This window comes from Undibacterium sp. GrIS 1.2 (assembly GCF_040544435.1).
In the GTDB taxonomy this organism is placed as follows: Bacteria; Pseudomonadota; Gammaproteobacteria; order Burkholderiales; family Burkholderiaceae_D; genus Undibacterium.
This window is the reverse complement of the sequence record NZ_JBEONP010000019.1, coordinates 25,193-46,015: the sequence shown is the minus strand read 5'-3', so window position 1 is coordinate 46,015 and position 20,823 is coordinate 25,193. Positions and strand designations below refer to the sequence as shown.

At 47.4% G+C, this 20,823-nt stretch carries 18 protein-coding genes; 7 read left to right on the top strand and 11 right to left on the bottom strand.

The features are described 5' to 3' along the window. Positions 1-71: 71 nt before the first annotated feature. The gene (locus AAKU61_RS10360; RefSeq protein ID WP_354331941.1) at positions 72-686 is read left to right on the top strand and encodes a TetR/AcrR family transcriptional regulator; all 615 of its coding nucleotides are present in this window, start codon (positions 72-74) and stop codon (positions 684-686) included. Between the two features lie 131 nt (positions 687-817). After that, positions 818-1,933 (top strand): alkene reductase, encoded by a 1,116-nt coding sequence (locus AAKU61_RS10355; protein ID WP_354331939.1) that lies wholly within the window; start codon positions 818-820, stop codon positions 1,931-1,933. 345 nt (positions 1,934-2,278) lie between these two features. Here the strand turns inward: AAKU61_RS10355 and AAKU61_RS10350 are convergent, their stop codons facing one another. The 8 genes from AAKU61_RS10350 to AAKU61_RS10315 form a co-directional block, all read right to left on the bottom strand. After that, complete coding sequence (locus tag AAKU61_RS10350) at positions 2,279-3,562, bottom strand: sensor histidine kinase (protein WP_354331937.1); 1,284 nt, start codon at positions 3,560-3,562, stop codon at positions 2,279-2,281. 86 nt (positions 3,563-3,648) lie between these two features. Further along, complete coding sequence (locus AAKU61_RS10345; RefSeq protein ID WP_354331935.1) at positions 3,649-5,019, bottom strand: sigma-54-dependent transcriptional regulator; 1,371 nt, start codon at positions 5,017-5,019, stop codon at positions 3,649-3,651. 109 nt (positions 5,020-5,128) lie between these two features. Further along, positions 5,129-6,364, bottom strand: coding sequence for an ABC transporter permease (locus tag AAKU61_RS10340; protein WP_354331933.1), 1,236 nt, complete (start codon positions 6,362-6,364; stop codon positions 5,129-5,131). A 17-nt stretch (positions 6,365-6,381) separates the two neighbouring features. Continuing rightward, on the bottom strand, positions 6,382-7,698 hold the full coding sequence (locus AAKU61_RS10335; protein ID WP_354331931.1) for an ABC transporter permease: 1,317 nt from the start codon (positions 7,696-7,698) through the stop codon (positions 6,382-6,384). Between the two features lie 8 nt (positions 7,699-7,706). Continuing rightward, positions 7,707-8,435: an ABC transporter ATP-binding protein gene (locus AAKU61_RS10330; protein WP_354331929.1), complete on the bottom strand. Its 729-nt coding sequence runs from the start codon at positions 8,433-8,435 to the stop codon at positions 7,707-7,709. A 122-nt stretch (positions 8,436-8,557) separates the two neighbouring features. Next, complete coding sequence (locus AAKU61_RS10325) at positions 8,558-9,826, bottom strand: efflux RND transporter periplasmic adaptor subunit (protein WP_354331927.1); 1,269 nt, start codon at positions 9,824-9,826, stop codon at positions 8,558-8,560. A gap of 85 nt (positions 9,827-9,911) precedes the next feature. Then, on the bottom strand, positions 9,912-10,361 hold the full coding sequence (locus tag AAKU61_RS10320; RefSeq protein WP_354331925.1) for a hypothetical protein: 450 nt from the start codon (positions 10,359-10,361) through the stop codon (positions 9,912-9,914). Positions 10,362-10,535: 174 nt separating this feature from the next. Beyond that, a complete protein-coding gene (locus AAKU61_RS10315) occupies positions 10,536-10,961 on the bottom strand; it encodes a MerR family transcriptional regulator (RefSeq protein WP_354331923.1) in 426 nt (141 codons plus the stop codon). A gap of 131 nt (positions 10,962-11,092) precedes the next feature. On the opposite strand from AAKU61_RS10315, the gene AAKU61_RS10310 reads away from it, so the two are divergent. From AAKU61_RS10310 to AAKU61_RS10300, 3 genes are all read left to right on the top strand, one after another. Continuing rightward, entirely contained in the window at positions 11,093-13,831 is a 2,739-nt protein-coding gene (locus AAKU61_RS10310; protein WP_354331921.1) for a heavy metal translocating P-type ATPase, read from the top strand. 151 nt (positions 13,832-13,982) lie between these two features. Beyond that, complete coding sequence (locus AAKU61_RS10305) at positions 13,983-14,996, top strand: metallophosphoesterase family protein (RefSeq protein ID WP_354331919.1); 1,014 nt, start codon at positions 13,983-13,985, stop codon at positions 14,994-14,996. A gap of 233 nt (positions 14,997-15,229) precedes the next feature. Next, a complete protein-coding gene (locus AAKU61_RS10300) occupies positions 15,230-16,270 on the top strand; it encodes a GMP reductase (RefSeq protein ID WP_354331917.1) in 1,041 nt (346 codons plus the stop codon). A 372-nt stretch (positions 16,271-16,642) separates the two neighbouring features. Here the strand turns inward: AAKU61_RS10300 and AAKU61_RS10295 are convergent, their stop codons facing one another. Then, positions 16,643-17,479 (bottom strand): tRNA threonylcarbamoyladenosine dehydratase, encoded by an 837-nt coding sequence (locus AAKU61_RS10295; protein WP_354331915.1) that lies wholly within the window; start codon positions 17,477-17,479, stop codon positions 16,643-16,645. Positions 17,480-17,633: 154 nt separating this feature from the next. On the opposite strand from AAKU61_RS10295, the gene pdxH reads away from it, so the two are divergent. Continuing rightward, positions 17,634-18,269, top strand: a complete 636-nt coding sequence (pdxH, locus tag AAKU61_RS10290) for a pyridoxamine 5'-phosphate oxidase (RefSeq protein WP_354331913.1) — start codon at positions 17,634-17,636, stop codon at positions 18,267-18,269. An 84-nt stretch (positions 18,270-18,353) separates the two neighbouring features. On the opposite strand, the gene msrA (AAKU61_RS10285) is transcribed toward pdxH, so the two are convergent. Next, complete coding sequence (gene msrA, locus AAKU61_RS10285) at positions 18,354-18,893, bottom strand: peptide-methionine (S)-S-oxide reductase MsrA (RefSeq protein ID WP_354331911.1); 540 nt, start codon at positions 18,891-18,893, stop codon at positions 18,354-18,356. Positions 18,894-19,087: 194 nt separating this feature from the next. Between msrA (AAKU61_RS10285) and AAKU61_RS10280 the strand changes: the two genes are divergently transcribed. Then, positions 19,088-19,864 carry a helix-turn-helix domain-containing protein gene (locus tag AAKU61_RS10280; RefSeq protein WP_354331909.1) on the top strand — a complete coding sequence of 259 codons (777 nt, stop codon included), beginning with the start codon at positions 19,088-19,090 and terminating at the stop codon, positions 19,862-19,864. Positions 19,865-19,983: 119 nt separating this feature from the next. Here AAKU61_RS10280 and msrA (AAKU61_RS10275) read toward each other — a convergent pair whose 3' ends face one another. Then, positions 19,984-20,532, bottom strand: coding sequence for a peptide-methionine (S)-S-oxide reductase MsrA (msrA, locus tag AAKU61_RS10275; RefSeq protein WP_354331907.1), 549 nt, complete (start codon positions 20,530-20,532; stop codon positions 19,984-19,986). Positions 20,533-20,823 lie beyond the last annotated feature (291 nt).

Sequence of the window (20,823 nt, the reverse complement as noted above, 5' to 3'; positions counted from 1 at the left end):
TAGTGACTAGGCATGAACTAAAACATCAAATATCTTGACACTAGACGACTGGTCTAATAATATCTTACGTTATGGACAGATCAGATCAATATCAAGATACCCGAGAACGCATACTCGCCATTGGCCAAGAGCTGATCGTGAGGCGTGGCTTTAGTGCGATCGGCTTGAATGAGATTTTGACTCGCGCAGAAGTGCCTAAAGGTTCTTTTTACCACTACTTCCAGTCTAAAGAAGGCTTTGGCGTTGCGTTGCTAGAACGCTACTTTGATGATTATCACGCCTGCTCTGCTTTGTTGTTTTGTAACGAATCGATCAGTTTGCGCGAACGTTTGTTAACTTACTTTGGCAACTGGCGCAAAGTTGCTGACAATAGTCAGTGTCAGGTCATGTGCCTCGCGATAAAACTAGCCGCTGAAGTCGCGGATTTGTCAGAGCCGATGCGTATCGCTTTGAGCAAGGGCATGACGCGCATCATCGAACAAATCGCACAAGTGCTGGAGCAGGCGCAGGCCGAAGGTAGTTTGTCCAAGCAGTTAGATGCCGCACAACTGGCAGAATCTTTATATGGTATGTGGGTTGGCGCGTCATTATTGACCAAGGTTAACCACGATATCAAGGCAATGGACTTAGCCTATAAACAAACGCAACAAATGCTGCAACCGCTAAAAACGCTACAAATGCCTTAACAATCAGACTAATGCAATATTAAAGACCAGGTTTTTTAATCCTGATCAAACCGAGACAGGCAAGTAATTGCCTTTTATTTTTACTCTAGACTAGACGACTGGTCTATTTTATTTACTCTTAAAGGATACACATGCTTAAGCATTTACTCTCCCCTGTAGCAACCGGCAGCATCCATTTAAATAACCGCGTAGTGATGGCGCCATTGACACGCTCACGTGCAGGACAACCTGGTGACGTACCACGCGCACTGAATGTTGAGTACTACGCACAGCGCGCCACCGCAGGTTTGATCGTCACCGAGGCTAGCCAAATCTCCCGTCAAGGCCAAGGTTACGCCTGGACGCCTGGCATTTATACCGACGCACAACAAGCCGGCTGGAAGCAAGTCGTTGATGCCGTGCATAACAAAGGTGGCCGGATCGCACTGCAACTCTGGCATGTCGGTCGTATTTCACACTCGCTGTTGCAAGAAAACGGCGCAGCGCCGGTGGCACCTTCCGCCATCATCGCGGCCAATAGTCAGTGCTTCGTCGTGCAACCAGATGGCACGCCCGCCAACGTCCCGACCGAAACACCACGCGCTTTGTTGCTGGAAGAAATGCCAGGCATCGTTGCGCAATATAGTGCTGCGACAGTACGCGCCAAACAAGCCGGTTTTGATCTGGTGGAAGTTCACGCTGCCAACGGTTATTTGTTACAGCAATTCATGTCGACCAACAGCAATGTCCGTACCGACATCTATGGCGGCTCACTGGAAAATCGCGCACGCCTGACACTGGAAGCAGTCGATGCAGCGATTGCAGAAATCGGCGCTGACCGCGTAGGTGTTCGCATCTCGCCACACTTCGTCGCACACGGCATTGCTGATACTGAAGCCGAAGAAATGGCATTGTATTTGGCTGCAGCCTTCACCCAGCGTGGCATCGCTTATTTGCATATTGCAGAGCCAGACTGGGCAGGCGGTCCGGTGTTGACGGAAGCGTTCCGTAAGCAATTACGTGCTGCATTCAAAGGCACATTGATTTGCTGCGGTGGCTACACCGCCGATGAAGCAGAAGCTTTGATCGCCAGCGGTTTGTCTGACGCCGTTGCATTTGGTCGCCCTTACATCGCCAATCCAGATCTGGTCGCACGATTTGCAGCAGGCGCAGAACTCAATCAGGGTGATCGCACGACCTACTACGGTGGTGAAGAAAAAGGATATACCGATTATCCGACGATGCAAGAAGCGAAAGTGGCGGCATAGATTTGATCGTTGCGCTTCGTTACTAAGTTCGTCATTGAGTTTGGTCACTAAGCTTGATGACTAACTTGATCACTGAGCCTGAAATTTCAATCAGGCTCATTGGTTGAACATCCGTCAATTTATCGTTCTAGTGCGGGTGAACATCTAGCATCGGTCAGCAAAAATATCAGTAAAGACGCTGGCTCTCTGCCTGCGCAGGGATGATGAACTGGCGTTTTTTGCCATATCCCTCATAAAATTACTACCCCGGTGTATTTTTTAACGTCCAATGATTCTCTGGACAATACCCTATATTATTGCTTATACCCCCCTATTTCTCTATTTTTATCGCTTACTATAACCATATTATGCAGGCAATACCAAAGTCACGATCACACCACCAGCTGGACGCGGACGGTTACGCAGCAAGATGCGACCGCCATGCGCTTCGATAATTTCTCTCGCCAGCGCCAAGCCCAATCCCGTTCCGCTACGCTTGGTCGAATAAAACGGTACCAGCGCGTTTGACATAACGGTATCGATCATTCCATTGCCCTGATCCATGACTTCGATGCGTATCATGCCGTGCAATCGACGCACACCTAAACTGACATGTTCAGGCGCTGATCCTGATTCATGCGCGTTTTTTAACAGGTTGAGTAACGCCTGCTCCATTTGCGCGATATCAAAACTGACCTTCTCATCAGGTAATTCACCGGTCAGGTGGAAATCCATCTGCGACTGCAAGCGAGAAATAAATGGCTGCCACGAGGTCGTTTCTATGCGCGGGGTCGGCAATTTGGCAAAACTCGCATAACCTTGAATAAAGCTTTCCAGGTGGCGGGAACGCTCTTCTATGGTGGATAAAATTTCTGGCAAGCGTTCTGTTTGTCCTCGTCGCAATAACTCTGTGCCAGAGTTGGCGAGTGAGGCAACCGGTGCCAGCGAATTATTCAGTTCATGACTGATGACGCGGATAACTTTTTTCCAGGTCTGGACTTCTTGCCGGCGCAACTCTGCCGTCAGGTGGCGCAACAATAGTAGTTCATGATGCCGTCCGTTCAAACTGAAGTTACGGCGTGCCAGGTGATACACCTCCTCCTCGTCATCACCGTTTTGTCTGTTTGGGCCCTCTTTAGTATTGACGGTGAACAAACCGTCGCCACCTTTATCGATGGCCTCGCGCAACGAAGCTGAGAGATGCTTTAACAACGCATCAAGAGTATGGCCTTCTAACTTACGACCCTCGTTGAGCAACTGTCTGGCGGCGATATTCGCAAAAACAATCGGGCCTTTTTCGGCAACCAGCAGCATTGCCACCGGCGTATTTTGTACCATTGTATCCAGCAACAACTCACGCTGAACCAGACTCAGCCGCTGCTCGCGTAATACATCACCCAACGCATTATGGGCATCCACCAAATCCGCCAGCTCATCATGCCGCGGCCAATGCAGTCCAAACGAATAATCTCCGTCCTGATAGCTAATGACGGTACCACTCAGCGCGCGGAATAATGCCAACATCGCTTGCATCTGGCTACGTACCAGCATGACCGTAACCGGCAACATCACCAGTGCGACTAGTAATACTGTCAGACCAAACTCTTTAGGAAAAAAATGCTGCGACGCATAGACCAGAGCAATGCTCATCGCGATTAAAAAAACGGACAGCAAAGTAAATCTGGCTGTCAGCGATAAACCTATCTTAGTTTTAGAGTCGTCAGGCCTCACTCAGATCACCCGGCCTTGCTAATACCAAGTCTATCCATGCGCCGGTAGAGCGACTGGCGACTCAAGCCTAACTCCATGGCCGCCTGAGCAATCACGCCGTTTGCCTTACTTAAGGCTTTTTCTATCGTGGCACGATCCAATTCCACCTCTACGCTGACACGCACTTGTGCCGAGTTTGAAAAGTCTGATAAGCATGGCAGACCTAAATCACTAGCTTTAAGCTCTGAATCACTGGCAAGCAAACTCGCTCTTTGCATGACATTTTTTAGCTCACGCACGTTGCCTGGCCAGGTATATTGCAGTAACAGCGTACGCGCTGACGGATGTAGAGTTTTAGCAGCGCTTTCACCACGACTTAAGAAATGCATCGCTAAGGGAATGATATCGTCCGGTCTATCTGCCAAGGGCGGTAAATTGAGCTGAATCACGTTCAGGCGGTAATACAAGTCCTCTCTGAAGTTTCCCGCTTTAATCATCACGGTTAAATCAGCATTGGTCGCACTGATCACTCTGACCTTAACCTGACGCTCTTTGTTAGAACCAAGGCGTTCAAAACGTCCAGTCTCCAACACACGCAATAACTTCATCTGCCCTGCAAGCGGTAAGTTACCAATTTCATCTAAGAATAAGGTACCGCCATCAGCTGCCTCAAACTTACCCTCCCGCGCTTTGATGGCGCCAGTATAAGCACCGGCGTCCGCACCGAATAATTCTGCCTCAATCAATTCAGAAGGAAGTGCACCACAATTCAACACAACAAAAGCACCGTCCTTAACACTAGAATTAGTTTGAATAATTTCGGCAATTCTCTCTTTGCCAGCACCATTCGGCCCTGTGATCAGTACAGATACATCTGAGCGTGCAACCTGACACGCCATGGTCAAGACTCTCTCAGTTGCCGCGTCTTGCCAAACTAAACTGCGCAGATCATATTTTTGCTCCAGCTCGCGTTTATTTTTACGCTCACGCAATACTCGCTGCTGCAAAGCACGATTAGCTTGCCCCAGTTCGATCAGATTTTTTACCGTTGCCATCAGGCGCTGATCGTTCCATGGCTTAGCCAAATAATCCGCCGCACCTGCTTTAATCAAACCGACGGCTGCATCCAGATGCGTCCAGGCGGTGAGCAAAATCACAGGCAAATCAGGATGATGCTGGCGAATCTGATGGAACAAGGCTACGCCCTCTTCACCAGAGGTGGTGTCCGCACTAAAGTTCATATCCTGTATCACTAAATCGACGTTGTTTTTTTCCAGCATCGATAAACCTTGTTCCGGCGATTGCGCGCTGATCGCGGCAATATCGTGCAAAGACAACAGCACCTCCAGTGCGATGGCAATCGAGGGGTTGTCGTCAATGATGAGTACATTAGGCATAGAGAAATTGATTATGGAATATCGGATTAAACCGCATCGTACAACACAAAAAAACAGAACATCACATAAAGTTTTTCCGATACGCCTATAAGATAGGACCGATCACGTTCTAAGCGCCACGTGTCGCCGTAGCAGGTGAAATACTCGCCCCACGCAAAGCAGGCACATACACAGCAGCGACACCCAATATCCAAAACACGCAGGGTGCAAAGAATAAATACTGGAGCGGCAATTTGCTTAACTCAAACTGATTGACCAGTAATTGATTGAGCCCTACTGCGAGCATAGTGCCGAGAACAATTCCGCCGGTCGTAATCAAGATATTTTCGGTAATAAAGTAGCGCAAAATATCGACCTTACGCGCACCCAAAGCCCGGCGCACACCGATTTGCTTGCGACGTTGTGCGACCCACAAAGTACTCATACCGACGATCCCGCTGGCAGTCACCAGCATCAGCAGTACACTTACTGCGATCAGCATCCAGGCCAAAGCCTTATCACTGCGGTAACGCTTAAATCGCTCATTATCTATCGTATCCATTCGAACAATAATTGGCTCTCCGGCTGCTTTAGTCAGTACTGATTCTGCCTCTTTCATTACACGGTCTCTTTGGCCTGCTTCACTGCGAATAAAGTAGGTATTCGATGATCTGACCGTAGTTAAAGGGGCAATAACAGAATCCTCAAACCGTCCTGTACTTTCCGCTTCAGTAGTCTGTAAACTCTCGACGACGCCAATGATTTTCGATTCATCGGAATCATTGCCTGTGCCCCAAAACATGGATTTTCCAATCACATTTGCCTCATTGGGATAGAGTTCTTTGGCTACAGCTTTTGTCACGATCACGACACGCGGTCTTAAATCACTTTGTTCGCGCGGATCATATTCAAGGACGTCATCCGGATTAAAATCACGACCGGCAATCAGTTTTAATCCTAAGGTTTTTACCAAAGAATCAGAGGTATTGTAATTATCAACCGTAGTAGAGGGCAAGGTTTGTAGACGGTCGACAGAAATACTTGAACGACTACCTGAACGCGACATTGGCACCTGCGATGTTTGTGCCACAGAGACTACACCGGGTATCGCACGCAGCAATTGTTTTTCGCGCTGTAATACCGCTTTAAAGTCATCCATTGATTTCCTTTGAAGGCGGCTACTCGTAATATGAAACACACTAGCTTCGTCATTAATACCGCTGGAGCGCACGGATGCTTCTTGCCTCAGCTGGACGATATACATGGCGTTGGTCAAAATCGCCAAGCTGATAGCAACCTGTATCGCAACTAACAGCGGTGCTGTTTTATTTCTCAACAACGCAGATAAAATCGGACGGATTTCCATATTGATCCTCTTTACTATTATTGGGATTTAAGTTGTAGCGCTGGCGTCACCTGACATGCGCGCCAGGTCGGGAGTAAGCCGGCCAACACACTGGCACTTACAGCGAGGATGAAGGTCAAAACCAGCATGTTCCAGTCCATCTTCGCCAGCACTGCCATCTCACCCGATTGTCTTGAGATCAGCCAAAGTCCGCCGAAACTTAAAACTAATCCAAAAAGACCACCAACTAAACCAATCACACCGGTCTCAATAAAAAACTGCATAAAAATATCTGCCCGGCTGGCACCAAGCGCCCTGCGCACACCAACCTCCGACGCCCGCACAGAAAATTTTGCCAGCAACAATCCGGCGGTATTCACCAGGCAGAGTAACAAAAATCCAAATGCCAGCCATGCAGATAATTTGCTGTCGTCCCTTACAATTTTCAGGAAGCTCATCCACTCTTTTACGTTCAACAAAAGATTAGGTGCGCCACGAGGATAGCGACCTACTTTCTTTTGATCTGCTGTGTAAGCATTCAGGTAATTAAGTAGCTTGGTATGATCTGAGGCTGTTGCTGTTTCAAACCAAAATTGTAGCCAAGTGCAATCAGAGGCAAGGATTCCCTTAAAGCCAGCACCCATAGGACCATGACACCACATAGACCCACTTGGTCCTATCTCGACTACGGCTGCAGTGTTGAAAGGAATATAAAACTCATCTTCCCCTTTAAAACTGCCGCCGCTGCCGTTAATCAAATGGGTAAAGCGGGGTAAGGGATTCCATTTACCCAATACGCCGATCACCTGATATTCATTATTTTGCATACGTAAGCGCTTGCCAAGTGCGCTCTCTTTTCCGAACAGTTTTTCGCTTAAGGTCTGGCTCAATACAACGACTTTGGCTGCATTTTTTTCTTCTGCGGCAGTCCAACCCTGACCTTGCGAAAAAGGAACTTCAAACATAGCAAAATAGTCGGCGCTGACGGCAAGTCCCTGAATATCGGCAACACGTAAATCTGGTCTGGATGGCTCTAATGTCATTTGAACGCCATACACCGCCGCACGTCGCACGCCCTGATCCGCTTTTAAAAAATTGGTCACATCAGGATAAGATAATTGTGTTTCTTCAATCGGTGCGCCAGGGACATAGCCTTCCAGCGGAGAGCCGTCCATGACAGGCACAAACAGGCGATCGCTTTTTGAGGGGATAGGATCACTTGACATCATGTGTAAAATCGTCAGCGTAGACACGCTCGCTGCAACCCCGATTGCCAGCGTTAGCACCATCAAACTTGTTAATACCGGATTACGTCGCAGACTGCGGATACCTAGAAAAAAATAATATTGAATCATGGCATTTCCTAGGCAGCGATTGAGTTACTGGCGAACTCTGATTCAGTCTGATACAGCGATGGCGATTGACGTACCAGGTCAGATACCTGGCCATCAATAATATGCACATTGCGCTGCGCTCTGACAGCCAGTTCCGGATCATGAGTCACCATCAGTATGGTTGTACCGCGTGCGTTAATTTCTTCCAGCAACTCCATCACACTGCGTGCCATATGGGTATCCAGATTACCGGTCGGTTCATCGGCTAACAGTAATTTGGGGTAGCCAGCCAGAGCACGGGCAATTGCAACCCGTTGTTGCTGACCACCAGAAAGCTCAGCTGGATAATGTTTCATACGGGAGGCCAGACCAACTTGTGTGAGCGCCTCTTCAATCCGGCGCTTACGTTCAGCCGCATTAAAACCACGGTAACGCAGTGGGACATCGACGTTATCAAACAAACTTAGATCAGGGATCAAATTAAAGCCTTGAAAGATAAATCCTAACTTCTCATTCCGTAAGCGCGAACGGTCATTGTCATTCATGCCCTTAACATTGACTCCATCCAGAAAATAATCGCCGTCGGAGAATTCTTCCAGCAAGCCTGCGATGTTCAAAAACGTCGTTTTACCGGAGCCAGACGGACCAGTGACGGTCACAAATTCGCCCTCTTTGACATGGATTTCAAAACCACGCAACGCATGTGTTTCTATCATGTGGGTGCGATACACTTTGCTGAGATTATTCATGCGTAACATAGTTGTACTCTCGATGTAATTAACTAATGGTTGATATCTGATGACGACAGGCTAGGCTTAAAAATTGATGCTGATTTAATACTGAACTGATATTGATATTGAGCTGGTCATGAGTAGACAATCTAATTGTTGATCGTCACTCGTTGCGCATTTTGGAAAGTGTCGGTTCCGGCGATAACGACCTTATCACCTGTTTTTAACCCTTCTAAAATCTCCACTGAGGTAACACTGGTTGCGCCTATTTTGATCGGCTTCCGCGTAGCGACACCGGCTTCGACAACGTAGGCAAAGCGACCGCCCTCACTCTCGACAAAAGGGCCACGGGGGACGATTAAGACATCCGGTTTTTCCTCAATTAATAAGCGGGCAGAGACGCGCTGGCTTTGTCGCAATCCTGCGGGCTGCTGACCGTTAAAACGTACCCGGGCAAGCACCTGGTTTTTGACGACCTCAGGGGATAATGCAGATAACTTACCAATCGCATTGATGCCGTTGATCGTGATCTCTACATTCATACCAAGACCTAAATCGGCGACATAGGTTTCTGGAATTTCCAATTCAACTTCCAGCTGTGATAGGTCGACTAAAGTCATCAGCGGCGTATTCGCAGCGACTACACTACGATTCGCCACAGACAAAGTACCAACGATGCCATCAACCGGCGCACGCAGTCTAAGATCGTCAACACGACGTTGTGCGTTATCACGCACTAAGCGCTGTTGCAGTAATTGGCTGTTCTTGGTTTTCAGCACCAGATCAACATCCTCATTTTCTAGACCTGTCGCCTGCTCTGCATGTTTGGCGCGGATTTGTGCGGATTTCATCGCATCTTGGGCTTTTAAAAAATCGATCTTTGCTACGACACCCAATTGCCCCGCATTCTCAATCCGTTGATAAGTGCGCTCAGCCGAGACCCGATCAATCTCGGCCTGATCGGCATCCCGTCTGGCTAATAATTTTTGCTTACGCGCGAGGATGTGCTGACGAGCGACTTCAGCCTCTAACTGTTCATAATTGGCCTGTTCACGTTTAAGCTCATTGCTGAGGTCTGGTGAGTCTAGCTCTGCAACGATGTCACCCTTACTGACTTTGTCGCCAGCTTTGACTTTCAAAGTCACGGTACTAGGCGCGGTGGCATATAAAGTGGGGCTGTTCGCAGCAACCATACGGCCATTGACAGCAGCATCTCGGACCAGTTTGCCGCGTGTTACGGTCGCAATACTCAAGCGTGACGCACTGACCGATAGTGCGCTACCAGTCCATGCACTGAGTAAGACGATAGTCGCAATCACGATCACGGCTACGATTACCAGAATCAGGTAAATTTTTTTACTACGCCAGACTGGTGTAGCGGCAATGACAGAATCTTGAGCAGAAGTATCGCGGATCATTTTTAATTTTTTTTGATGTGTATGTGTGAACACTGATGTGCAAAAGCTGATGTGTAGTCGCTGTGTTGCAGTATTCGTGCCAGAGCTAAGTCGTTGATTTATTGAGCATTAGCGTTTTCCGATTGGCTGAATGTAGTGTCCGCAGACTGTCCGCGAACAAATGAGCGGACACTTTTTGAAAACCGCCGGACACGGCAAATCGGGTGTCATCACCCAAACTAAAAAACGGCCCTATGTGCTCAGATTCAGCACAAATATAGGTCGCTGACATCAGTCTTGAGAAAACATAGCAGGCTGCGCCTTCTACTTCAGCACAGACTTGCGACGTCAATTCACCGCCGTCACACCACTGGAGAGATGCGCTGACATGCAGTAAACGACAAGGGTATAAAGAAGAGAGCCGGTCGATTTTGCCATTGCCGAGTAAGAAAAAGCTCATCAATAAAGACAAGACAAACCCCAGCAAAATGGTTGCTGTTAATTCTAAAATTCGCTGTAAACCCATTACCGGGCGCGAGGTCGAATCGGGATTCATGGTGTACTCCTTGGAAAGAATAATGTTCTTTCAGCACGAAATATGCCAAGTACCAAAATTTCGATAAGCCTATGATTTATATGCTATTTTTTTGAATCACTGCCGTATTAACAAAGTGTACGGACAGCGCGTGGTCAGTGACCGCTTAGGGCAAAGCAAGTTATATAGAGTTTTTTAGCAATGAGATTTGGAATGTCCCAAAGCCTGAATGATCGGACAGCTTGCAGCACCTGCACTCACCTCACACTGATGAATTAAGTCCGACAGCATATGTTCCATTTTTTGCAAATCCGCTAGTTTGGCGCGTACTTGCAATAATCTCTCGTTAGCAACTTCACGTATCGCTACCCTGTCATCACCATCTTCTAGTAATAATAAATGGCTGATTTCATCCAGAGTAAAACCTAATTCCTGCGCTCGTTTGATAAAACGGATGCGGTCCACCAAGGCCACGGGGTAGGCACGAAAACCACCTGTACCGTCACTATGTGGGACAGGCAACAGTTGGCGACGCTGGTAATAGCGTATGGTCTCTACTCCCACACCCGCGGCGCGTGCCAAACGTCCGATAGTGTAAAAGCTAGCTGAAGTATTTTCCATAAAGTGCTTGACTACGTAGTTGGGTACGGTGTCTATGATAGATTGAAACAGATATGGCTTACGAAAAATCGCCCCAATTAAGTTGCAAAAGATAAGTTGCGAAAGATGAGTTGATATAGCGCGGAGTATTTATGATGAATCAAACCCAAAATGAATCAGATGATCTGCATGGCGGATCATGTTGCGGTGGAACAGGAAGTTCCATCACTCCGGCTCCTGTGCCGCCCTTGGATAGTCACGAAGAGAAAAAATATCTCGATCCGGTTTGCGGCATGCAAGTTACTAAAAATCCAGAGAAAATGGCGCGCTACCAAGGTGTCAGTCACTATTTTTGTAGCGCATCTTGCGTCGATAAATTTAATGCAAACCCGGGTGCTTTTGTCAAAACTAAAAAGTTGATTGGCGAATCTGTGTTGTCTGCAACTTCTGCTAACGCTACTGCATCCCCGGCCTCACCCCCTCCGCAGTCTTTGACTGAGCCAAACTTAAACGATACTTGCTGCGACAATAGCAAGAATGGTGACAATGCAAGCAACTCTCAGTTGATTCAACACACCGATCCCGTATGCAATATGCGCGTGTCTGACAACAGCGCTCATCAATTTACATATCAACAAAAAATCTATTATTTTTGCTGTGCCGGGTGCCTGAATAAATTTAGCAAAGATCCGCAAGCTTATCTCAATCCGCCCCCAAAAGTGGCAACTAAACCCATTGCTAAAGACGCGATTTATACCTGTCCTATGCACTTAGAAATCCAGCAAATAGGCCCTGGTACTTGCCCAAAATGTGGCATGGCATTAGAGCCGATGGAAGCCAGTGCGGAAGAAGATACGACAGAGCTGGATGATATGACACGTCGGTTTAGATTTAGTGTTTTGCTTAGCGTGCCTTTATTATTAATCAGCATGGGCGACATGCTGCCAGCGCTACAACTGCACCAAAGACTAGCAATGAGCTTATGGTCGACTTCGTTTAGCTGGCTGCAATTTGCGCTCGCCACGCCAGTTGTTTTGTGGGCGGGATGGCCATTTTTTGAACGATCAATCGCCTCGTTTAAATCGCATCATTTAAATATGTTTAGCCTGATTGGCGTGGGTACTGCAACGGCATATTTATTTAGTCTGGTCGCTTTATTGGTACCGCAATGGTTGCCAGAAGCGTTCTTAATGAATGGAATGGCGCCTTTATATTTTGAGGCGGCGGCAGTAATTATTACCTTAGTATTATTGGGCCAAGTATTGGAATTACGTGCGCGTTCACGCACCAATGCCGCACTCAAATCCTTATTGGCACTAACACCAAGCAGTGTTTTTCGACTAGATGCGCAGGGCAAAGAAACCGAGATCGCACTAGACCAGGTACAACTGAAAGATGTCTTAAGGGTCAAACCTGGCGCGCATATTCCGGTCGACGGCGTGGTACTGGAAGGTCGTTCAAATGTAGATGAATCAATGATCACAGGCGAGCCTTTGCATATCACTAAGCAAGCCAAAGATTATGTCAGCGCTGGCACCATCAATCAGCAAGGCAGCTTTAGCATGCGCGCCGAGCGCATTGGTAGCGACACCTTACTAGCAAAAATTATTCAATTGGTGAATGACGCCGGACGATCACGTGCGCCTATCCAAAGTCTGGCGGATAAAGTCTCTGGCTGGTTTGTACCAGCGGTGATGGGAATTGCCATCTTGGCGTTTGCCGTCTGGGCGATAATCGGCCCTACACCAGGCTTAGCTAATGGGTTAATGGCGGCGGTGTCGGTATTGATTATTGCCTGCCCTTGTGCGCTAGGTCTAGCAACGCCCATTTCTATTACGGTGGGTATTGGCCGTGGCGCAACTGAAGGTATCCTGATCAAAAATGCAGAAGCCTTAGAGCTAATGGAAAAAATTGATACGCTTGTCATCGATAAGACCGGCACTCTGACCGAAGGCAAACCTGCCTTGCAACAGATTATTTGCGGTAGCGGATTTACAGAAAAAACCATACTCCAAATTAGCAGCGCATTAGAACAACAAAGTGAACATCCGCTGGCACATGCCATCCTAACTTACAGCGAACAGCATCACATCACGCCGGAAAAAATCGACAACTTTACAGCGATCAGCGGTAAAGGCGTTAGCGCCGAATGGAATGGCAAAATAATCCTGTTCGGGAACCGGCAGTTAATGCAAGATCATCAAATCCAGCTCCAGGAGTTGGACAAACGCGTCACAGAATTACAAAGCCTTGGACATACCGTCATGCTGCTAGCGGTTGATGGCAATCTGGCCGGTATTATTAGCGTGGCAGACAGCATCAAAGCGACAAGCCTGCAAGCAATACAACAATTACAGGCGAGCGGTTTGCGTATCATTGTCTTGAGTGGTGACAATGCCTTAACCACTAAAGCAGTCGCAACTCAGCTCGGACTAAATGAGGTCCATGCAGATGTACTGCCAGAAGATAAATATCGTTTTGTACAACAACTGCAAGCCCAAGGACGCATCGTTGCCATGGCGGGTGATGGCATCAACGACGCGCCTGCACTGGCTCAAGCGAATGTTGGTATTGCGATGGGTGGTGGCACAAACAACAGCAACAGTGGCGGCACCGACATCGCCATGAACAGCGCCCACGTGGTATTGGTTAAAGGTGATTTGCGCGGCATTCTTAAAGCACGTACGCTCAGCCAGCATACGATGAAAAATATCCGCCAAAATTTATTCTTCGCATTTGCCTATAACTTTATTGGCGTACCACTGGCAGCGGGCGCGCTCTACCCTTGGTTTGGCATTCTGCTCAGCCCGATGATTGCGAGTGCAGCGATGAGTCTGAGTTCTGTTTCTGTGATCGCGAACGCTTTACGATTGCGCCACAGCAAGCTGTAATTTACGCTATGTGACTATTAGTGGGTGCAAGTCCTAATAATATTAAAGATGTAAAATACCGCTCCCAACTAATCCCCATTGCCGGAGTAATTCCAACATCAACCGGAATACTTAGTTCGTCACTAAGTTCATTTTAATAAGATTGCTGTTCATGCCACGATTTGTTTTTTCCACCAAAAATTATTTCTCAGATAATTTTGTTTCACGCTCTATTTCACTCGTCCTGATTGCCAGTGCAGCAACTAGTCTCAATGCGAGTAATGCAATTGCTAACGAAACTAGCACTGCAGAGACTTCTGTAAAAACAAAAACTGCAACATCAAAATCGCTCAAAACATCAAACGTCACATCGGTCACCGTATTTGCGGCTGGCGACATCGCCGATTGCAGAAAAAAAGCAGTAGCTGACACCATGGCGGCCAAAACTGCCAACATCATCGAAGCGGGCTTAGCCGCAGATAGCAAAGCCATTGCAATTACGTTGGGTGACAATACTTATCCAGTCGGCAATCCAGAAGAATTTACTAAGTGCTACGAGCCTACTTGGGGCAGATTTAAAGCACGCACCCTCCCCTCTCCAGGCAATCATGATTACGACATGCCAGCAGCACAAGGCTACTACAACTATTTTGGTGAACTTGCCGGCCCTGAAAAACGCGGCTATTACAGCAGCAAAGTTGGTCAGTGGCAGATCATTTCGCTCAATAGCAATATTGAAGGCCCACAAATGCAAGCACAATTGCATTGGCTAAAAGATGAACTCAGTAATAAACATCAAACTCGTTGCACGCTCGCCTTTTGGCATCACCCTGCATTCAGCTCTGGTGGACATGGCAATAATGCAGTCATGCAGGCCGTATGGAAATTATTGGCAGAAGCAAAAGCAGACATCGTCCTTGCAGGCCATGACCATGACTACGAGCGCTTTGCACCGTTGAATGCAGATGGATTAATCGATCAAAAAAACGGCATACGTAGTTTTGTAGTCGGCACCGGCGGAGCAAAATTGACGCCGATGTTCTTCCCAAAAGTGATCACAGAAGCGCGTGACAATTCGACCGCAGGCGTACTCAAACTAACGCTCCACGACAAAAATTATGAGTGGGAATTTATCCCTGTAGATGGCAGCGGCTTTACCGACAAAGGTGCTGGAGTCTGTCACTAAATAGCTATTAATATACTCTTAATACTTACGCAAAACTGACCTACATTGTGGATTAACGCATTTTCCCAATCCGGTTCTTGGTATATGTCATCGCTGATACCGCCTATATCGAAATTAAATCGGTAATCGGCCAAATACTTACTATACTCAAGCACGGCTCGAAACTTTCTACGGTTATTTCAATGTTGAAATGACCGTTTTCGTGCGCCTGCCAACCGGACACAGGAGTCGTAATGCATATTGAAGAAACCCTCAAGCTCGATTTTAAAGACGTATTGATCCGTCCTAAACGCTCTACCCTCACCTCCCGCTCGCAAGTCGAATTACAGCGCGAATTTATCTTTCATCATTCGCAAAAAAAATACCAAGGCATCCCCATCATCGCCGCCAACATGGATTCCACCGGCACCTTAGAAATGGCGAACGCGCTCGGTCAGCATCAGCTTTCTGTCGCTTTGCACAAGCATTACGATGAAGATATCTTGGTCAACTATTTCACGGGTTTGGAGAAAAAATCAACCGCGTTTTATTCGATGGGAATTACGCAATCTGATTTTGAAAAATTCACGGCGGTCATGACGCGTGCCAAGAATGCGATCGAATATGTTTGTATCGACGTTGCCAATGGCTACACGGAAGGCTTTATCCACTTCGTTAAAAAAGTACGGGATGCCTATCCTCATATCACCATCATGGCGGGTAACGTCGTGACTGGCGACATTACTGAAGAATTGATACTTGCTGGCGCGGATATCGTTAAAGTCGGCATAGGCCCAGGCTCGGTTTGCACCACGCGCAAGATGACGGGCGTAGGTTACCCGCAACTGTCTGCTGTGATTGAATGCGCAGATGCAGCACATGGTTTGGGCGGACAAATTTGTGCTGACGGAGGTTGCGTTGTACCAGGCGATCTGGCGAAAGCATTTGGTGCCGGGGCAGATTTTATTATGCTGGGCGGCATGCTGGCAGGGCATGATGAATGTGCCGGCGATCTGGTGGAGCGCGATGGTCAGCAATACAAACGTTTCTACGGTATGAGCAGCAAAGCTGCCATGGATAAATATGCCGGCGGCGTTGCCAAATACCGCGCGTCGGAAGGTAAAGAAGTGCTGATCCCGTATCGTGGTCCGGTTGATGCCAGCTTGTTGGATATTCTTGGCGGTGTGCGTTCAGCCTGTACTTATGTCGGCGCGCATAAGCTTAAGGAGCTGACCAAACGCACGACCTTTATCCGTGTGACGCAGCAATTGAATGAGGTGTTTGGTAAGTCGTAACGCAATTTCTGCCAAATGGCAGATTGAGCAGATGGCGCAGACGGATAGTCGCTTTCGTTTGCAAAGGGCACAAACACTGGTTTGTGCCTTCCTCCGATCTCAAATTTGTGATCGAAATCCCTACATGGTCAGGCGACTAGCGGGAGAGACAAAGTGGAAAATCATGCGGAGAATTACGTAGAATTCGATGCCAGAAATCTCCTCACGCAGCGCGGGAAGAAATAAATACTCCCACCATGTATATTTTTAGTGTCCATATATTCCTTGGACACTTGGTCAATTTTTAATAAAAATAAGGGGAGTATATTAAATATACCTACAAAATTCACGCTGGAGAAATTCTAAAAAATCCACATCCAATGTGATGATTTCTTAAGCTACTCCAGCCAATTTGCGCAGTACATGCGCCACTGCCATCAAACCAAACGACGCAGTCACGACGATAGATGACCCAAAGCCAGCGCAGTTTAATCCGGTCACTCTAGCAACTCCAGTAACAGCAGCGACACTGTTCGTGCCCGGATTGCCAACTAACGTATTCCCGACCTCGCACACTTCCGCCGTCTCGGGCATGGTCAATGCCTCCATCGAGAACACCGCATCAATCCCAAATTTACTTTTTGCTCCGAGTGGAAAACCGTGATTTTGGCGCAGCCGTTTTCGCACCAATGCCAGCAAAGGTTCTTGCTCGGTGCGGGACAAATCCCGTATTTCAATTTTGCCCGGATCAGTCTGCCCGCCCGCTGCACCAATCGTGATCAGCGGTACAGCATGCTCGCGGCAATAAGCGATCAGTGCAGTTTTTGCTTTGACGTTATCAATCGCATCGATCACATAGTCAAACTGATGGGCGCCTATCATCTGCGTCAAATTATCGGGCGCGATAAAATCTTCGATCTCATGGACAGTACAAAATGGATTGATTTGTGCAATCCGCTCCGCCAGCGCGGTGACTTTGGCTTTACCAATGGTCTCGCTGGTGGCTTGTATTTGCCGATTAATATTGGACTCGGCCACATTGTCCAGATCGATCATCGTGATCTGACCGATCGCACTGCGCGCCAGAGCTTCTACCGCCCAGGAACCCACACCACCGACACCGATTACACAAATATGCGCTTGTTTAAAGCGCTCTAGTCCCGCGCTGCCATATAGGCGGGCGATACCGCCAAAACGACGTTCAAAATCAACTTCTAACTGTTCTTGCATGGGGATTTACTCAAAATAGATATCTCGCCATTTTACAAGATGCTTTAGAACAATCCGGTTTGTTTGATACAGCGCAAGCGACTTGGCGCTAAATAGAGGATAATTTTTTACCGATGATGTTCTGCTTAGCATCCATATTATTCAAGGAATCAACATGTCTATCGCTCATTTACGTAAAGATTATCAGCACGCCAGTTTGTCCAAATCAGAAGTCGCCAGCGACCCGGTTCAGCAATTTTCAGTCTGGTTTGATCAGGCATTAAAAGCCGATGTGATAGAACCGAACGCGATGAGTCTGGCAACCGTCAATGCGCAGGGTCGACCTTCCTCCCGTATTGTTTTGATTAAAGAGTTTGATCAACGTGGCTTTTGCTGGTTTACCAATTATGCGAGCAAGAAAGGACATGATCTGGATGTGAATCCTTATGCAGCTTTACTCTTCCATTGGGTCGTCCTAGAACGACAGGTCAGAATAGAGGGTAGAGTAGAAAAGATGTCAGCGGAAGAAAGTGATCGCTATTTTCATAGCCGCCCTTTGGGAAGTCGCCACGGCGCGATTGCGTCACAACAAAGCGCAGAAGTAGACAGCCGTAAGCTGTTAGAAACCCGCATGGCAGAAGTAGTAGAGCAAGCTGGCGAACATCCGGCGCGCCCCGAGCATTGGGGCGGTTATCGCTTGCAGCCGGAGCGGCTAGAATTCTGGCAAGGTCGCAGCTCACGTCTGCATGATCGGATTGTGTACACCAAACATGCCGATGGAACATGGGCGATCAGCCGTCTGCAACCTTGAGTGTTCGCTGAGTCCAATTTGACACCAGCCTAAAAGCCAACGATGAAACCGCTCGTCAGCTAGCTGAAGTTAGCTTAAGTTAAATTAAGCAACGCAGGCAGCTAATTTACCTGTGAAAAACTTACGTGCTGTATCAACTTTGGGCGCGACGACCATGGTGCAATAGCGCTGGTGTTTATTTAATTTAAAATAATTCTGGTGATACTCTTCAGCGGGATAAAAAGCGGGGGCGATGGCGACTTCGGTAAGAATGGGTGCATCCCAGTTAGCCTCTGCTTTTTTTACTGCGGCAAGCGCCGTCTTCATTTGTTGTGCTGACTCACAATAAATGACCGAGCGGTATTGCGAACCAACATCGCTGCCTTGGCGGTTCAGGGTGGTAGGGTCATGGGTAGCAAAAAATATTTCTAGCAGTGCATCGTAGCTAACGATCTTAGTATCAAAAGTCAGTCGTACTACTTCGGCATGTCCGGTATCGCCTTCACAAATATCTTCATATGTCGGGAAGTCAACATGCCCGCCAGCATAACCAGGCTCAACATTCTTAATCCCACGAATTTGCTGAAATACGGCTTCGGTACACCAAAAGCAGCCGCCGCCCAAAATGATCGTTTCTAATCCCATGTTGTTTCCCCTTGAGTTCTCTACACTCGTTACAGATACTGACTGACTCTGTTTCTTACGAAATGATCGCTATCTAAGCGACGGAATGGATTATCAAGTCAACAAAGTAAGTGATCAATACATAAACAAAGAGTTGCGGCTGGGGTCGCTTGGTGTATCATTTTTTAATACTCTTTTACATTTCACAAAATACCATGCTCAAAGCCAGCCTTTTAATTGACTCCTTAAAACGCGAACTTAAGGCCAGAAGTATCACTTATGCCGATCTGGCATCCCGGATAGATATGTCGGAAGCCAGCGTCAAGCGAATGTTTGCCCAAAAGAACTTTACGCTGCAACGGTTGGATGAAATCCTGCAAGCGACCGAGATCAGCCTGCGCGATCTGGCCCTGGCATCAAATGAAGAACCCTTAATCTCAGAACTGACCTTCGATCAGGAAAAAGAAATCATCAGCGATCCAAAAAAATTTATCGTCGCGGTATCGGCGCTGAATTTGCTGACGGTAGAGCAAATGACACGCATCTATGACATGTCAGAAATTGAAGTTGTAAAACATTTGTTGCGTCTAGATAAAATTGGATTTCTAGAATTGCTGCCAAATAACCGAGTCAAGTTACTGGTTGCACGTACTTTCCGCTGGATACCGAATGGCCCTATCCAAAGTAATTTCCGCGATCAAGCTTATGCGGAATATCTGGAATCAAATTTTGATGGCGAGCATGAAATCATGCGCCTTGTAAACGTGATGCTCTCCAAACAATCGGTCGCTGCGCTGCTCAATCGCTTGAAACAAGTCGCCCGTGAATTCTCAGAGCAGCATCAGGAAGATGCCAAATTACCCTTTGAAGAAAAGCATCGCATCAGTTTTATGCTGGCTGCACGACCTTGGCTGCCAAAACAATTTAAGTCTCTGGTCAGAAAAGACTATATCGAGCAGCATGAGCAAAAGAAAAATAAAAAATCCCGCTAGCATCTGAACGCACAGCTACTCTGTGGCGAAAAAAAACCTCATGCAGAACATGAGGCTAAGGACACTACCGGTAATAGTGAAGTGTGAATACTAGGGTTTGTCGAGCTTATTCAATAAACTTAACCTACAAGCTTGCTAGAAAAAAGCTTGCGCGCCTTCGCCACTTTAGGCGCTACCACAAACGAGCAATAGCCTTGCTCGGGGTGCTGCTTAAAGTAATTCTGGTGATAAGCCTCCGCCAGGTAAAACGTCGGCGCGGCAGTCAACTCAGTGACGATAGGATCGTCCCAAACGGCTTTCATCCCTTTAATAACGTCCTGTGCAATGACTTTTTGCTCATCGTCATGGAAGTAAATCACTGAGCGATATTGGGTACCTGCATCATTACCCTGACGGTTTAACGTCGTCGGATCATGAATCGTGAAAAAAATCTCCAGCAACTCACGATAACTGATGACCGCAGGATCAAAACTCAACCTCACAACTTCTGCATGGCCGGTGTGTCCGGTACAAATTTGCTCGTAAGTCGGATTGGGATTGGCGCCGCCGCTATAGCCAGATTCCACCTTTAACACGCCGCGGATTTGCTGGAATACGGCCTCGGTACACCAAAAACAGCCGCCACCCAAAGTAGCGACGCTGGTTGCCGGCGATGAATATAAAGTCATAATTTTTCCTTTTTGATGTCGAGTTTGCAGTCGGTTTGCGATGAATTTGCAATGAGCTTGCGATATTGATGATTGGTCGGACGACGGACTATTTTCTTACATTTCATTGCAAGCTGCATTCAAGCCGGATTTTCCGGTGGAACAATGCGTTTTTTACGGCACTAAGCTGCAATTTATATTGCCCGATTGGTCTGATAAGCAAGTGGCTGATGGTGAGAAAATTTGATCTGCGATGATTAAGAGGTTTTTTAAAATTCAAGTAAAAACTACTTTTTTTGGGAGTATGTAGTC

Bases quoted from the DNA above. Each gene is read 5' to 3' on its own strand.
- AAKU61_RS10340 (WP_354331933.1), bottom strand. From the start codon at position 6,364: ATGGAAATCCGTCCGATTTTATCTGCGTTGTTGAGAAATAAAACAGCA.
- msrA (WP_354331911.1), bottom strand. From the start codon at position 18,893: ATGGGATTAGAAACGATCATTTTGGGCGGCGGCTGCTTTTGGTGTACC.
- AAKU61_RS10360 (WP_354331941.1), top strand. From the start codon at position 72: ATGGACAGATCAGATCAATATCAAGATACCCGAGAACGCATACTCGCC.
- msrA (WP_354331907.1), bottom strand. From the start codon at position 20,532: ATGACTTTATATTCATCGCCGGCAACCAGCGTCGCTACTTTGGGTGGC.
- AAKU61_RS10320 (WP_354331925.1), bottom strand. From the start codon at position 10,361: ATGAATCCCGATTCGACCTCGCGCCCGGTAATGGGTTTACAGCGAATT.
- AAKU61_RS10350 (WP_354331937.1), bottom strand. From the start codon at position 3,562: ATGAGCATTGCTCTGGTCTATGCGTCGCAGCATTTTTTTCCTAAAGAG.
- AAKU61_RS10315 (WP_354331923.1), bottom strand. From the start codon at position 10,961: ATGGAAAATACTTCAGCTAGCTTTTACACTATCGGACGTTTGGCACGC.
- AAKU61_RS10325 (WP_354331927.1), bottom strand. From the start codon at position 9,826: ATGATCCGCGATACTTCTGCTCAAGATTCTGTCATTGCCGCTACACCA.
- pdxH (WP_354331913.1), top strand. From the start codon at position 17,634: ATGTCTATCGCTCATTTACGTAAAGATTATCAGCACGCCAGTTTGTCC.
- AAKU61_RS10280 (WP_354331909.1), top strand. From the start codon at position 19,088: ATGCTCAAAGCCAGCCTTTTAATTGACTCCTTAAAACGCGAACTTAAG.
- AAKU61_RS10345 (WP_354331935.1), bottom strand. From the start codon at position 5,019: ATGCCTAATGTACTCATCATTGACGACAACCCCTCGATTGCCATCGCA.
- AAKU61_RS10335 (WP_354331931.1), bottom strand. From the start codon at position 7,698: ATGATTCAATATTATTTTTTTCTAGGTATCCGCAGTCTGCGACGTAAT.
- AAKU61_RS10310 (WP_354331921.1), top strand. From the start codon at position 11,093: ATGATGAATCAAACCCAAAATGAATCAGATGATCTGCATGGCGGATCA.
- AAKU61_RS10330 (WP_354331929.1), bottom strand. From the start codon at position 8,435: ATGTTACGCATGAATAATCTCAGCAAAGTGTATCGCACCCACATGATA.
- AAKU61_RS10300 (WP_354331917.1), top strand. From the start codon at position 15,230: ATGCATATTGAAGAAACCCTCAAGCTCGATTTTAAAGACGTATTGATC.
- AAKU61_RS10295 (WP_354331915.1), bottom strand. From the start codon at position 17,479: ATGCAAGAACAGTTAGAAGTTGATTTTGAACGTCGTTTTGGCGGTATC.
- AAKU61_RS10355 (WP_354331939.1), top strand. From the start codon at position 818: ATGCTTAAGCATTTACTCTCCCCTGTAGCAACCGGCAGCATCCATTTA.
- AAKU61_RS10305 (WP_354331919.1), top strand. From the start codon at position 13,983: ATGCCACGATTTGTTTTTTCCACCAAAAATTATTTCTCAGATAATTTT.